At 39.1% G+C, this 15,061-nt stretch carries 11 protein-coding genes; 5 read left to right on the forward strand and 6 right to left on the reverse strand.

Annotated features, from left to right (window positions below; all coding sequences use genetic code 11):
* Nucleotides 1-12: 12 nt before the first annotated feature.
* The 4 genes from mnmG (at nt 13) to gndA (ending at nt 7,578) form a co-directional block, all read left to right on the forward strand.
* Nucleotides 13-1,911, forward strand: a complete 1,899-nt coding sequence (mnmG, locus tag PT281_RS00185) for a tRNA uridine-5-carboxymethylaminomethyl(34) synthesis enzyme MnmG (RefSeq protein WP_277151012.1) — start codon at nt 13-15, stop codon at nt 1,909-1,911.
* Between the two features lie 248 nt (nt 1,912-2,159).
* Entirely contained in the window at nt 2,160-3,968 is a 1,809-nt protein-coding gene (gene spxB, locus PT281_RS00190; protein WP_277151013.1) for a pyruvate oxidase, read from the forward strand.
* Between the two features lie 329 nt (nt 3,969-4,297).
* Nucleotides 4,298-6,076 carry a pyruvate oxidase gene (spxB, locus tag PT281_RS00195; RefSeq protein ID WP_277151014.1) on the forward strand — a complete coding sequence of 593 codons (1,779 nt, stop codon included), beginning with the start codon at nt 4,298-4,300 and terminating at the stop codon, nt 6,074-6,076.
* A gap of 116 nt (nt 6,077-6,192) precedes the next feature.
* Nucleotides 6,193-7,578: an NADP-dependent phosphogluconate dehydrogenase gene (gene gndA, locus PT281_RS00200; RefSeq protein WP_277151015.1), complete on the forward strand. Its 1,386-nt coding sequence runs from the start codon at nt 6,193-6,195 to the stop codon at nt 7,576-7,578.
* A 99-nt stretch (nt 7,579-7,677) separates the two neighbouring features.
* Here the strand turns inward: gndA and PT281_RS00205 are convergent, their stop codons facing one another.
* The 3 genes from PT281_RS00205 to PT281_RS00215 form a co-directional block, all read right to left on the reverse strand.
* Nucleotides 7,678-8,997 carry an MFS transporter gene (locus PT281_RS00205; RefSeq protein ID WP_277151017.1) on the reverse strand — a complete coding sequence of 440 codons (1,320 nt, stop codon included), beginning with the start codon at nt 8,995-8,997 and terminating at the stop codon, nt 7,678-7,680.
* A gap of 129 nt (nt 8,998-9,126) precedes the next feature.
* The gene (locus tag PT281_RS00210; protein WP_277151018.1) at nt 9,127-10,437 is read right to left on the reverse strand and encodes an NCS2 family permease; all 1,311 of its coding nucleotides are present in this window, start codon (nt 10,435-10,437) and stop codon (nt 9,127-9,129) included.
* A gap of 133 nt (nt 10,438-10,570) precedes the next feature.
* A complete protein-coding gene (locus PT281_RS00215) occupies nt 10,571-11,878 on the reverse strand; it encodes an NCS2 family permease (RefSeq protein ID WP_277151019.1) in 1,308 nt (435 codons plus the stop codon).
* A gap of 211 nt (nt 11,879-12,089) precedes the next feature.
* On the opposite strand from PT281_RS00215, the gene PT281_RS00220 reads away from it, so the two are divergent.
* Entirely contained in the window at nt 12,090-12,887 is a 798-nt protein-coding gene (locus PT281_RS00220) for a Cof-type HAD-IIB family hydrolase (RefSeq protein ID WP_277151372.1), read from the forward strand.
* Here the strand turns inward: PT281_RS00220 and PT281_RS00225 are convergent, their stop codons facing one another.
* The 3 genes from PT281_RS00225 to PT281_RS00235 are packed head-to-tail and all read right to left on the reverse strand — an operon-like array spanning nt 12,888 to nt 15,043.
* Nucleotides 12,888-13,733, reverse strand: coding sequence for an amino acid ABC transporter substrate-binding protein (locus PT281_RS00225; protein WP_277151020.1), 846 nt, complete (start codon nt 13,731-13,733; stop codon nt 12,888-12,890).
* The gene (locus PT281_RS00230; protein WP_277151021.1) at nt 13,734-14,387 is read right to left on the reverse strand and encodes an ATP-binding cassette domain-containing protein; all 654 of its coding nucleotides are present in this window, start codon (nt 14,385-14,387) and stop codon (nt 13,734-13,736) included.
* Nucleotides 14,388-14,401: 14 nt separating this feature from the next.
* Nucleotides 14,402-15,043, reverse strand: coding sequence for an amino acid ABC transporter permease (locus PT281_RS00235; protein WP_277151022.1), 642 nt, complete (start codon nt 15,041-15,043; stop codon nt 14,402-14,404).
* Nucleotides 15,044-15,061 lie beyond the last annotated feature (18 nt).

Below are 15,061 nucleotides of genomic sequence, written 5' to 3' on the forward strand. Positions count from 1 at the left end.
GTAGAAGTAGAAATGATTAAGAGTTACGACTCAAATGATTATGATGTCATAGTTGTTGGTGCTGGTCATGCCGGCAGTGAAGCCGCCTTGGCTAGTGCCAGAATGGGCCAGAAAACTTTATTATTGACAATTAGCCTTGATATGGTTGCCTTTATGCCATGTAATCCGTCAGTTGGTGGTCCAGCTAAGGGGACAGTTGTACGTGAAATTGATGCTTTGGGCGGCCAAATGGGTAAAAATATTGATGCTACCTATATTCAGATGAGGATGCTAAATACGGGTAAGGGTCCAGCTGTGCGCGCTTTGCGGGCTCAAGCTGACAAGTGGCAATATCATGATCAAATGAAGGATGTCATTGAAAATACCCCTAACTTGACTTTGCGGCAGGCAACAGTTGATGAATTAATTGTTGAAGATGGGGTATGTACGGGGGTAATTACGAATACTGGTGCGCGCTACCATGCTAAGAGTGTTGTGTTGACAACAGGAACAGCTGCTCGTGGCCGGATTTTTATTGGTGAGTTGAATTATTCTTCGGGTCCTAATAATACGGTACCGGCAATTAAATTGTCCGAAAATTTGGAAAAATTAGGCTTTAAATTGCGCCGCTTTAAGACGGGAACTCCACCCCGCGTCAACGGCAATACCATTGACTATTCTAAGACTGAAGAGGAACCAGGTGACCAGGAGCCGCGGCATTTTTCATTTACCAGTAGGGATGAAGACTACTTAAAAGAGCAAGTTTCTTGTTGGATGACCTATACCAACCAAGACACACATAAGATTATTAACGAAAATCTGACGCGTTCACCGATGTTTTCTGGTCAAATCAAGGGTGTTGGCCCACGTTACTGTCCCTCAATTGAAACCAAGGTTGTCCGTTTTGCTGATAAGCCACGTCACCAAATTTTTCTTGAGCCAGAAGGTAAAAACACTAAAGAAGTCTATGTTGGCGACTTTTCGACCTCAATGCCAGAAGAAATTCAGCTGCAAATGCTGCATACAGTTGCCGGGTTAGAGCATGCCGAAATGATGCGCCCAGGTTATGCAATTGAATATGATGTTGTTGATCCATGGCAGTTAAAGCATACTTTAGAAACTAAAAATATTAAGAATCTGTTTACGGCTGGTCAAATGAACGGCACTTCAGGCTATGAAGAGGCCGCTGGTCAAGGATTAATTGCCGGTATTAATGCGGCTTTGCGTGCTGCTGATAAGCCTGGCTTTACTTTGGGTAGGGATGAAGCCTACATTGGGGTATTAATTGATGATTTGGTGACTAAGGGAACTGAAGAACCATATCGTTTACTTACCTCAAGAGCTGAATATCGGCTAATTTTGCGTCATGATAACGCAGATTTACGGTTAACTGATTATGGTTATAAGCTCGGCTTAATTTCAGATGAACGCTACGCTGAGTTTGAAGATAAGAAAAAACAAATTGCAATTGTTAAGGCAAAATTGGCTAGTTTAACCATTCATCCGAATTTCGAAATTCAACAATATTTGAGTGGAATTGGCGAAAATGCAATGAGCGCTGGTGTTAAAGCAGATATCTTTTTAAGACGTCCTAAAGTAACAATTGATGACATTGAACGGCTCACTGGAGTGAAAATTTCGCCAGATCGCTATGTTAAAGAGCAAGTTGAAATCAATATTAAATATGCTGGATATATTAAAAAAGAACAAGTTCAGATTGATCGTCTTCATCGTCAAGAGGCTAAAAAGATTCCAGCAGGCATTGATTATAATGCAATCGATGGTTTGGCGACTGAGGCAAGGCAAAAATTCACTAAGATTCGCCCTGAGACAATAGCTCAGGCAGAAAGAATCTCGGGCGTTAATCCAGCTGATTTGGCTATTTTGAGTGTTTATATTCAAAACGGTCGTTATGAAAAAATTGAAAAGTAAAAAAATATTTTAAATTTTTTATGTTTAAAATTTGCCCATTATGCTTAGAGAATGATCAACTAATAACAAGTATAAATATTGCTGTAAAAGCGTTATCAATGATAGTGCTATCAAAATTGTGAAAATATTTCTTGTTATCGCCTGAAATACCAGTACTTTATTAACGTAAGTGCATACTTGAAATTGTAAAATTATATGTTTTAATACATTATGTAAGTAAACATGTATTTAAGGAGATGCACTTTAAAATGGCAAAAATTAATGGCGCAAATGCTATGCTCCAAGTTTTGTTGGACTGGCATATTGATCATATTTATGGTTTCCCAGGTGGTTCATTTGACTCAACAATGAACGCTATTCACGACTTCAAAGGTAAGTTAAAATACATTGAAGTTCGTCACGAAGAAGCTGGTGCTTTGGCAGCAGCTGCTGAATACAAATTCACTGGCAAAGTTGGTGTATGTTTTGGTTCAGCTGGACCTGGTGCTGTTCACTTGATGAACGGTTTGTATGATGCAAAATACGACAAGGTACCAATGGTAGCTATCGTTGCTAACGTACCAACTAGTCGTCAAGATATTGACTTCTTCCAAGCTTTTGATGAAAAGCCTTGGTTTGATTCCGTAGCAGTTTGGAATCACCAAATTAAAACAGCTGACCAAGTTCCTGGCATGATGGACGAAGCTCTTCGTCAAGCATATGCTAAGAAGGGTCCTGCAGTTCTAATCCTTCCTAAGGACTTTGGTTGGGACAAGATTAACGATAACTTCCGTGTAACTTATAACTCATTAGAAGCTATTCCTAACTATGCAGCTCCTAAGAAGACTGATGTTGAAAAGGCTCTTAAAGTTCTTAAAGAAGCTAAGAATCCAGTAGTATACTATGGTATGGGTATGAAGGGTCATGGCGATGTATTAAAGGCATTTGCTGACAAATTTAAGACTCCGATTATGTCATCAGTTATTGCCAAAGGTATTGTTGAAGATGTATTTCCAGCATACATGGGCTCAATTGGTCGTGTTGCTCCAAAAGCTAGTGATGATATTCAAACCCATGCTGACGTAGTTGTTTGGGTTGGTAACAATTCACCATTCTCAGTATTCTTCTTTAACCCTAAGGCTAAGGTTATCCAAATTGATGTTGACTCAGAAAAATTGGGTAAACGTCATGCTGTTGATGTTCCAATTTTGGCTGATGGCGCTAAGACTTTGCAAGCAATGATTGATGCTGGTGAAGATCGTGAAGAATCTCCACTTTACAAGGCTGCTCTTGCAGATCGTAAGAACTGGGATGAATGGCAAGCAAGTTTTGTTGATTCAGATGAGATGCCTGTACGTCGTGAACCAATCTTTGATATTATTAACAAATATGCTGCAGATGATGCCATGTTTGCTATTGATGTTGGTAACATCAACATTGACTTCCAACGTTTAGTTAACTTACATGATAACCAAACTTGGGCAACTTCAGGTTTGTACGCAACTATGGGCTTTGGTACCCCAGCATCACTTGCTGCTGCTACTACTCATCCAGAACGTGAAGTTTGGAATCTTGGCGGTGACGGTGGTTTCGCAATGATGAACCAAGAGTTATTAACCCAAGCTCGTTACAACATGCACGTTTTGAACGTTGTCTTCACTAATGAAACTCTTGGTTTCATTCAAGCTGAACAAGAAGATGAATCACATCAACCATTATCTGGTGTTATTCTCCCTAACAATGACTGGGCTAAGGTTGCTGAAGGTATGAATGTTAAGGGCGTAACTGTACGTACTAAGCAAGAATTTGAAGATGCAGTTAAGGAATGGAAGCAAATGGATGGACCAATGTTAATTGACGTTAAGTTCACTCATGAAATGCCTTACTCAACTGAATTGAATACTCTTGATGACCCAGCATTTGTTGAGAAGTACCAAGCACAAGGTTTGAAGCCATTCAGCTACTTTGCTGAAAAGTACGGTCTTGTAGAAGACGCTGCTTCAGGCGCTTCTGAAGAAGAAGAACCAGAACCAGAACCAGAAGAAACTGACACTACTTCAAGTGCCTCAGAACACTAATACTTAATAAACAATATTAATTATTTTTAGAGAAACGAAATCAATTTATTTTGATTTCGTTTTTTTATTTATACAAATATATAATAACAGTGTTATTGTTTGATAAAAGCAAAATATATCTATAAAATATCACAAATAAAGCGATTTCTAACTTATATAATCAACTTAACGTTAAATTGACAACTTTATAATTTATGATTATGTTACTTTTTGTATTTTGTTAGTTATCTTCTGAAGCTTAATTTATTTGCAATTCAGTTACTTGTAATTATGAAATTATATGTTTTAATACTGTATGTAAGTGATTTATTTGAAGGAGATACGCTCAAATGACAAAAATTAATGGCTCAGATGCAATGCTTCAAGTATTAGTTGATTGGGATATTGACCACATCTTTGGTTATCCAGGTGGTTCATTCGATTCAACTATGAATGCTATTCTTAATTTCAAAGATAAGCTTAAGTTTATCGAAGTTCGTCACGAAGAAGCTGGTGCTTTAGCTGCTTCAGCTGAATACAAGCTAACTGGTAAAGTTGGTGTATGTTTCGGTTCAGCTGGACCTGGTGCTGTTCACTTGATGAACGGTTTATACGACGCTAAATACGACAAGACTCCAATGGTAGCTATCGTAGCTAACGTTCCTGTTAGCCGTCAAGACATGAACTTCTTCCAAGCTTTTGATGAAAAGCCTTGGTTTGACAACGTTGCTGTTTGGAACCACCAAGTTAAAGCAGCTGATCAAATTCCACGGATGATGGATGAAGCTCTTCGTCAAGCATATGCTAAGAAGGGTCCTGCTGTTTTAATCTTGCCAAAAGACTTTGGTTGGGAAAAGATCAGCGACAACTTCCGTGTTACTGCTAACTCATTAACTGCTATGCCTAACTACGCTGCACCAACTAAGGAATCAATTGATGCCGCAGTTAAGATGATTGCAGAAGCAACTAACCCAGTAGTTTACTTCGGTATGGGACTTAAGGGTCACGGCGATGTATTGAAGGCTTTCTCAGACAAGTTCAAGATGCCAATTATGTCATCAGTTCTTGGTAAGGGTATTGTTGAAGATGCATTCCCAGCATACTTGGGTTCAATTGGTCGTTGTGCTCCTAAGGCCAGTGACGACATCCAAACTCATGCTGACTTGGTTGTTTGGGTTGGTAACGACTCACCATTCTCAAGCTACTTCTTTAACCCTAAGGCTAAGATGATCCAAATCGACATCGATTCAGAAAAATTAGGTAAGCGTCACGCTGTTGATCTTCCAATTTTGGCTGACGGTGCTAAGAGTTTACAAGCGATCATCGATGCTGGTGAAGCTCGTGAAGAATCACCACTTTACAAAGCTGGTGTTGAAGACCGTAAGAACTGGGAAGAATGGCAACACAGCTTTGACGATGCAGATGAAATGCCAATTCGTCGTGAACCAATCTTTGACATTATTAATAAGTACGCTGCAGACGATGCTATGTTTGGTATCGATGTTGGTAACATCAACATTGACTTCCAACGTTTGATGAACTTGCACGATAACCAAGTTTGGGCAACTTCAGGCTTGTACGCAACTATGGGCTTTGGTTCACCAGCTGCTGTAGCTGCTGCAACTGCTTGCCCAGACCGTGAAGTTTGGAACCTCGGCGGTGACGGTGGTTTTGCAATGATGAGTCAAGAATTATTGACCCAAGCTCGTTACAACATGCACATCATGAACGTTGTCTTCACTAACGAAACTCTTGGTTTCATCCAAGCTGAACAAGAAGACCAATCACACCAACCATTATCAGGTGTTATCCTTCCAGATAACGACTGGGCTAAGGTTGCTGAAGGTATGAACGTTAAGGGTGTAACTGTACGTACTAAGCAAGAATTTGAAGATGCAGTTAAGGAATGGAAGAGTTCTGATAAGCCAATGTTAGTAGACGTTAAGCTTACTCACGACATGCCATACTCAACTGAATTGAATACTCTTGATGACCCAGCATTTGTTGAGAAGTACCAAGCACAAGGTTTGAAGCCATTCAGCTACTTTGCTGAAAAATACGGCGTTAACGATGATGCTTTTGGTATTTCAGATGATGAAGATGCTGCTTCAGGTGCTTCAGAAGCTTAATGTTAATTAATCGTTAATATTACAAATAAAAAAGCGGAACTAATAAAAAGGTTTCGCTTTTTTGCATACTTATAAGTATAATAATAGAGGATAAATTTAATAGTGGAGGATAAAATATGCAACAATTTGGAATAATTGGCTTATCTGTAATGGGTAAGAATCTTGCTTTAAACGTCAGAAATAGTGGCTTTTCTGTTTCTGGTTATAGTATTGACAAGCCGGAAGTTGATGCTTTTGCGAAATATGAAGACGATAAGTTAAAACCTACTTATTCTTGGGAAGAATTCGTCAATTCATTAGAGAAACCCCGCAAAATTTTAATTCAAATCGCCGCTGGTCGTCCAGTTGACGAAACTTTACATACTTTATTGCCTTTGCTTGATCAGGGCGATATTTTAATTGATGGTGGTAATTCTAACTTTAATGATACTAACCGTCGGTTCAACGAAATGAAGAAGCATGGTATTCACTTTATCGGAATGGGTGTTTCCGGTGGTGAAGAAGGGGCTTTGAATGGTCCAGCATTGATGCCGGGCGGCGATGAAGAAGCTTATAAGCAAGTTGCGCCTATTTTAGAAGCAATTGCTGCTAAAAATACTGAAGGTCGCCCATGTGTTAGCTTTATTGGTCCTGAAGGTAGCGGTCACTACGTTAAGATGGTTCATAACGGAATTGAATACGGCATTATGCAGGAATTCTCTGAAGTTTATGATATCTTACGTAAAATCGCGGGCAAGACTAATGACGAAATGTCGCAAATCTTTGCTGATTGGAACCAAGGAGTTGTTGAGGCTTACCTTAGTGAAATTACAGCGGAAGTTTTGAAGCAAAAAGATGACTTAACTCCTGATTACGTGATTGACCATATTTTAAATGTGGCTTCATACAAGGGAACTGGTAACTGGATGCTTGAGGATGCTATTCGCTTAGGCACACCGATTAGTGTAATTGCAGAAGCTGTTTTGGCGCGGTTTATGTCTAAGGCATCAACACGTTCAGGCAAGGAAATTACTTGGAATGGTGAAGTACCAGCTGATTTGGTAGATAATTTAGGCAAGGCTTTGCAATTGGGTCAAGCTGTTGCTTATGCTCAAGGCTTCCAACAATTGAAGATGGCTGCAGATGCTTATAACTGGGATTTGCGTTACCCAGCAATTGCTCAAGTTTGGGAAGCTGGCTGTATTATTCGCTCATCAATGTTGAAAGATATTGAAAACGCCTATGATAATGGTAAAAAGCTGGATAATTTGTTCCAAGATAGTTACTTTAATGATTTAATGACGCAAAATATTGGTGCTTTGCGGCAAGTAGTCGAATTGGCAACTAAAGCTGGGATTCCAACACCAACCTTGAGTGCAGCACTTAATTACTTGGAATCAATTTTTAACCCAAGTTTACCTGCGAACCTAATTCAAGGACAACGTGATTACTTTGGTGCACACACTTACAATAGGAATGATCGACCAGGTGTCTTCCATACACAATGGTATGAAGAAAAATAATTGTGTTACACGTGTAACACAAAAAAACAGCTAAATTTATTTAGCTGTTTTTTAGGTATTAAATCTAATACTAAAAAGATTGCCATCAGGGCAGTCTTTTTATTTTTTTATAAATTGGGGTGAGGTTTCTGGCGCCCAGAAAAGACAGAGTAGGGAATCTGCCAGTAACACGACGGCACAAACTAGCATGGCTAATTTAACGCCACCGATATTGGTTAAGATTGGTAATAAGAAAGTGCCTGCTGCCGCACCGATACGGCTAATTGTAATACAGGTACCAACTCCTGTTCCCCGGATGCTAACATCAAATAATTCTGTGGGATAAGGGTAATCTAATACCAAACCTGCAGACAGAATAATTGCAAATAAGCTAAAAATAACCAATTTAGCAGCATTTGGAGCCTTGGTCATAAATGCCAAAAACCCAATTAATAAACCAGATATTGAAAAGTTACTAATTAAAAATGCTCGCCGACTAATTTTATCAAAAATTAGCGTTCCCAGAAAAACACCAATAATCATTCCAAGGTTGTAAATAATCCCTGATACAGCTTCGTTAGTAACGCCCATTCCCTGCAGAAGGATTGGTAAAAAAATGCTAATACCAAAAAATGAAAATGCTTGTAAAGCATAAAAACAACCGCCAACAAGCGTTCGTCGTAAATATTTTTTACTAAAGAGAATGGTCCATGAGATATTTTGGGATACTTTATGCTGGTGCTTGAAATGGGGAATGCCCCATTTGCGTCCAAGTAAAAAGCCAATTAAGAAGTTTGCTTGTTTAACTTTGCCTTTGCTTGCCAGCCAACTTGGTGATGGCGGCAAAGGAAAGCAGCTGCGAAAGACGGCAGCGATTAGTGCTGGGATGGATCCTGTTGCTAGGATAATTCGCCAAGTGAACGCGCCAAAACCAGTTAACGATGAGCCTGTTAAGTAAGCTGCAATAAAGCCAATCGACCAAAAAATAAGTAGATGACTTTGTTGCTTGCTGTCTTCTCCCTTAGGCAGCCACTCGGTCAATAATGAATTGCCAACAGTATAATCGACCGCCATCATTAACCCTATCCCAATTCTAATTAAGAAGGTTAGAAAGAAATTAGCCGTTAACAAATGTAACAGTGTTAAGACTGCTAAAAGATACATGTTAATCATTAACATGCGGCTGCGGCCAATCTTATCTGATAAACGACCGATTAGCATTGAGCTAGACAGACCCAATAAGGCACCAGCGCCAATTAATCCCGTCCACAAGGCATTAATTGGGATATATTTACTGGCATTTGTTAGTGCAGTTCCGCTAATCCCCAGTGAAAAGCCACATGCAATTTGACCTAAAATAATAGCTATTAAGACACGCAAATGAACTTTTGATAATGGTGCCTTTTTATAATTTTGTTTATCTGTTTTTATATTATTCATAATGATGACCAGTAAGTAAACTTACTAGTCATGCAATTATCATCTCCTTATTCAAATATATCTAGTTTAACAATTATTAAAAAATCATGCAAAAAAGCTACCTTTTAGGTAGCTTTTTATTTTACTTAATTACATGTTTGTAACTAAGAAGAAAACAACGAAAACAACAAACAGAATATACATCATTGGTGAAACTTTTTTTGACTGTTTAGAAGCAATCATTGTAATTGGGTAGGCAATCATACCTAAGGCTAATCCATCAGAAATACTGTAGGTCAGCGGCATACCAACAACTGTTAAAAAGGCAGGTAAGGCAATTTCAAATTTTTCCCAATGGATTTTTTTTAAATTGCCAGCCATTAAGACGCCGACAATAATTAGTGCTGGTGCAGTAACCGTTGTTGGAATAACTGCTAGTAGTGGACTGAAAATCATACTAATTAAGAATAGAATACCAACAAAAATTGCGGTTAATCCTGTGCGACCGCCCATTGCGATTCCGGCACTAGATTCAACTGAAGTTCCTAGAGGGGCTGTTCCAAGAATAGCTCCTTCAACCATCGCGGCAGAATCTGATAAAAATGCGCGGCCAATCCGTGGAATTTTACCATTTTTATCAACCATGCCTGCTTGTTCAGTCATTCCAATTAAGGTACCAGCAGTGTCAAAGAAGGTAACTAGCAGGAAGGTTAGAACAACCATGAATAGTTGCGGTGTATTAATATCTTTTAAATGAAAAATTGCTTGACCAAAGGTTGGCGCAATGCTTGGTGCACTGGCGATAATCCCTTTAGGCAGGGCAATTTGCCCGATCATGATACCGAACACGGCAGTTACAACCATGCCGATAAAGATAGAACCGGGAATATTCATTGCCATTAAGACAACGGTTAGGGTTAACCCGAATAAGGTGATCCAGACAGCGGGTGAATTAAATTTGCCTAAAGTTACAAGATTAGAATCACTGTTAACGATCAGCTTGCCGTTCTGCAAGCCAATAAAGGCAATAAACAGACCGATTCCGGCAGAAATTGCGTATTTTAAGTCTTGCGGAATGGCATCAACTACTTTTTCGCGCAATTTAAGGATAGTAATTAGAACAAACAAAACCGAAGCAACTAAAACGGCAGCTAAGGCAGTTTGCCAGTTAATGTGCATCCCGCCACAGACGTTATAAGCAAAAAAAGCAGCACTGCCAAGTGTTGGTGCTAAGGCAACTGGATAGTTAGCAACTAACCCCATGATAAAGCAGCCAATTGCGATCGAAATCGCGGTAACCGTAAAGGCAGCACCTTTATCAATGCCAGCTGCGTGCAGAATGTTCGGGTTAACAAAAAGGATGTAGGAGAGGCTGACAAAAGTGGTTAATGCAGCGATTAATTCACGTTTGACAGTGGTATGAGCATCGTTTAAATGAAAGACTTTTTCTAGTGTCGTCATTTTTTCCTCCAAAATATTAAATTAAAAAGAACTAATGTAAATAGTATATAACTAAACTGCTAACTTTTACACGTTTAGAAAACAAAAAAGAACAAATCATGTGATTCGTTCTTTTCAAAGTTGAAGTATTTATTTAGAAATTTAATACCCAAAGGAAGAAGATAAAGACGAAGAATAGTAGCCACATCATTGGTGTTACTTCCTTACCACGTTTAGCGGCAACCATACAGATTGGGTAAGTAATTAGACCTAGGGCAAGTCCATCAGAAATTGAATAAGTTAGCGGCATACCAATTAAAATTAGGAAGGCAGGTACCGCAATTTCCATTTTATTCCAATGGATGTGAGCCGTATTTTGCGCCATTAGGACGCCGACAATAATTAATGCTGGTGCTGTTACGTGAGTGGTAAATAAGCCAAGCAGCGGGCTAAAAATCATTGAAATCAAGAAGAAAATAGCAACAAAGACAGCAGTTAAACCAGTTCTACCACCGACCGCAATTCCGGCGCTTGATTCAACAAATGCACCGATAGGTGAGGTACCCAAGACAGAACCAACCATCATCGCGGTTGAGTCAGAAGCTAAAGCCTTACCAACTCGTGGCATCTTGTTGTCCTTCATAAAGCCAGCCTGTTGAGCTAAGCCAATTAAAGTTCCGGCAGTATCAAAGAAGGTAACTAGTAAGAACGTTAAGACGACAACCCACATTTGCAATGAATTGATGTCTTTCACGTGAAAGACGGCTTGACCGAAGGTTGGTGCAATGCTTGGTGCCATAGAAATTATTTTAGTAGGTAGTGAAATTTGACCGGTAACAACGCCAAAGATAGCTGCTAATACCATCCCGATAAAAATTGCACCGGGAACATTCAAAATCATCAAAATAACAGTAACAATTAAGCCGAAGATGGTAATCCAGACAGCTGGATCATGAAGCGAGCCTAAGCCGACTAAAGTAGACTTGTTGCCGACGATTAGACCACCGTCTTGCATTCCCAAGAAGGCAATGAATAGACCAATACCAGAAGAAATAGCGAATTTTAAGTCAGCTGGAATAGCATTGATAATTTTTTCGCGTAATTTAAACAAAGTAATTAAAATGAAGATGATTGATGCTACAAACACTGCAGCCAGTGCGGTTTCCCATGAAACATGCATGCCCACACAAACCGTATAAGCAAAGAAAGCGTTAATTCCAAGAGCTGGTGCTTCACCAATTGGATAATTAGCGACAATCCCCATAATTGCGGTTCCTAGTGCGCTGGCTAGAGCGGTTGATGTGAAGACCGCCCCAGTATTCATGCCACTTGCACCTAAGACGCTTGGATTAACAAACAGGATGTATGACATACTGATAAAAGTAGTTAGGCCAGCAAGAAATTCAACTTTAATGCTAGTGTTATATTTGTCGAGTTGAAAATAACTCTTGATAAAATTCATTATCTCTCTCCCACAGATTAATGTTCGTGTTTAAAATTTAACTTTCGACTATTTAAGTCTATCACTCTGAAAAATAATTGCAAACACGAATTATCTGAGCGAATATTTTGCTAAAGGGTAATTATCGCTTGCTAATCATGATTGACCTGAACTAGTGATAATCGTTAAAATATAGTCAATTATTAGTAACTAAAGAAATGGTTAAGGAGAAATTATGGCAAAACTACTTTTTTCGGATATTGACGGCACCTTGCTCAACTCGGAACTGCAAGTAACACCTAAAACTCGAGATGCAATTCGTAGACAAGTAATTAAAGGCAATATTTTTGTGCCAGTATCTGGTCGCATGCCGCAAGCGATTATGACTGCGGCGGGACAAATTATGAACAGTTGTCCGCTGGTTGCCTACAATGGTGCTTTAGTTTTAGATGAAATGGGGCGACCGCTAAATTCGCAGTTCATGACTGCCGATCAAGCTGTCGAGATCTGTCGGTATGTTGAAGAGAAGAACAATGGCACTGTTTGGAATGTTTACAGCGGCTATAATTGGTACTATTTCCCGGGAAATAATCATGAATTAGTTGAACAAGAGGAGAGAAAAGTTGGTGTTAAAGCAATGCCGAGTTCAATAACTCAAGTTGAAAAGCTTCAAGGAGTACACAAAGTATTGATTATGGGCGTGCCACAATTATTGGACGAAGAGCAAGTAGAATTAAAAGTAAAATACCCAGAATTATATATTGTTAAATCTGCACCTAATTTGTTGGAAGTAATGATTAAGGGTGTTTCAAAAGGTAAGGGTATTGAAATTTTGGCGCAGGAGTTTAATGTTAAACTGGTTGATTGCTGGGCTTTTGGTGATAATTATAATGATGAAACGATGTTAGAAACGGTTGGCCATCCAATATTATTAGGTAATGCACCGGAAGATTTAAAGACAAAATTTGAAGTAATTACCCAAGATAATAATCATGATGGTATTGCTACAGTTTTGGCTCAATTAGATTAATTATTTCTTCAATAACGGCGTATCAGCAGCCGAGCCAAACCATTTGCGATTAATTTTAGCTAGGGTGCCATTTTGAGCCAACTTATCTAAACCAGCGTTAATTTTGTTTCGTAAAGTTGTGTCGCTTTTTCTCATGCCGACACCAAAGGCATCTTTAGGAAATGGTCCGTGAATGACAGTAAAGTCATCTGGGTGCTTTTGCCGAGAAATATAGTAGTTAGCGTAGGTACTATCGATTAATAATCCCTGAATTCGGCCGGCATTTAAGTCAATAAAGGCATTGGTAAAGGAATCATACAGGACAGGATCATGATTTTTGATGCGATTTTTAAGTAATTGAGGTTGTTTCATAATGTCGTTATAGCCAGAAGAACCTGTTTGTGCGCCCAATGTTTTTCCAGTCATATCGGCATAAGAATTAATATGGCTTTTACGTTTGGTTACTAGCAGCTGCTCGCTATATAAGTAAGTTTTGCTAAAGCCAACCTTTGCTTGTCGTTCAGGTGTCTTACTAAAGCCATTCCAAATTAAGTCAATGGTTCCATTTTTTAGTTCAGTGGTATTCATTGACCAGTCAATTGTCTGGAAGCTAACTCGCATATTGTACAATTTGAAAACTGCTTTGGCTAGATCAACATCATAACCGATTAATTGTCCGTTTTTTTGGCGAAAACCCATTGGTACAAAGGTGTCATCAACGCCAACAGTTACGTAACCGCGTTTCTCTAATCTTTGCCAATTATCGGTTTGGCTGGCTCTTTTACCAACCGAAACATCGCTGCAACCAGTAAGGAAAATGCCACAACAAAAAATTATTATGAGAGTGAAAAGATTTTTACGTTTCACTTAATTTGACCTCCTTTGGCTGAGATCAGTAACAGTAAATGTTGTATCTGCAACATCCTTGGCAAAATCCATGTCGTGAGTAACGATAATTTGCGTCATGTTTTCTTCACGCTTTAATTTTAGGATTATTTCGGCAACAGTACCACGCAAAGCGGGGTCAAGGGCTGAAGTTGGTTCATCATAACAAAGAATTTGCGGCTTCATGGCTAGAGCGCGAGCAATTGCCACTCGTTGCTGCTGACCACCAGAAAGCTGCGCAGGATAGAGTTGTTCTTTACCAGCTAAATTTAGCCGCTCAAGTAATTTTTGGGCTTGTTCTTCAGCGGCTTTTTTGGCTTTTTTAAGGGCTAGAATTGGCGCCAATGTAATGTTATCTAGGACGGTTAAATTAGGGAATAATTGGTAATCCTGAAAGACAACGCCAATTATTTGACTGCTATCAGCTGGTTTTGCCGGATTGAATTCTTGCCCGTCCCATAAGAATTTACCGGAATCAATATTTTCTAGTCCGCTTAAACACCGCAATAAGGTCGTTTTACCAGCTCCTGATGGTCCGACAATCGCTAAAATTTGCCCACTGGGTATGGATAAATTGACTTTGTCTAAAATTGTTCGTTGACCAAACTTTTTGGTAATATTTTTGAGTTCTAACATCTAATTACCTCCAATTATTTCCATTTGGAATAATTATTTTCAATTTTCTTTAAAAGATAAGATGCAATTCCTGTCATTGCAAGATAGATAACGCCAACTAAAACTAATGGAACTAGGGTAACATCGCGTGCAGTAGCTACATTTCCAGCCCGCAGGAGGTCGCCAAGTCCAATAACATAGACTAATGAAGTATCTTTGATTAAGTTGATAACCTCATTGCCAATCGACGGAATAACAATTTTGACAACTTGGGGAATGACAATACGTCTTAAAGTTTGCATTTTAGTTAATCGCAGAACCTTAGCACTTTCGTATTGACCCTTGGGGATTGCTTGAAACCCGCCCCGGAAAATTTCAGCAAAGTAGGCGGCGTAGTTAAGAATGAAGGCAAATAAAGCCGCATCGTAGCGCTGAAAAATGACACCGATAATAGGTAAGCCGTAAAAAACAAAAATTAATTGCAGTAGTAGCGGCGTTCCCCGCATAATCCAAACGTAAAATTTTAAAAATAGTTGCAAAGGCTTAATATGTGAGATTAGGCCTAGGCTAATAATAATTCCCAACGGAATAGAAATAATAAGTGTCCAACAAAACAGTGATAAGGTCATTTGCGCTCCCTGAATTAGGGAAGGCAAGATGGCATTGATATAATTCATGGCATTTCTCCTTATATA

Origin of the sequence: Lactobacillus sp. ESL0701 (assembly GCF_029433445.1) — a bacterium.
GTDB lineage: Bacteria > Bacillota > Bacilli > Lactobacillales > Lactobacillaceae > Lactobacillus.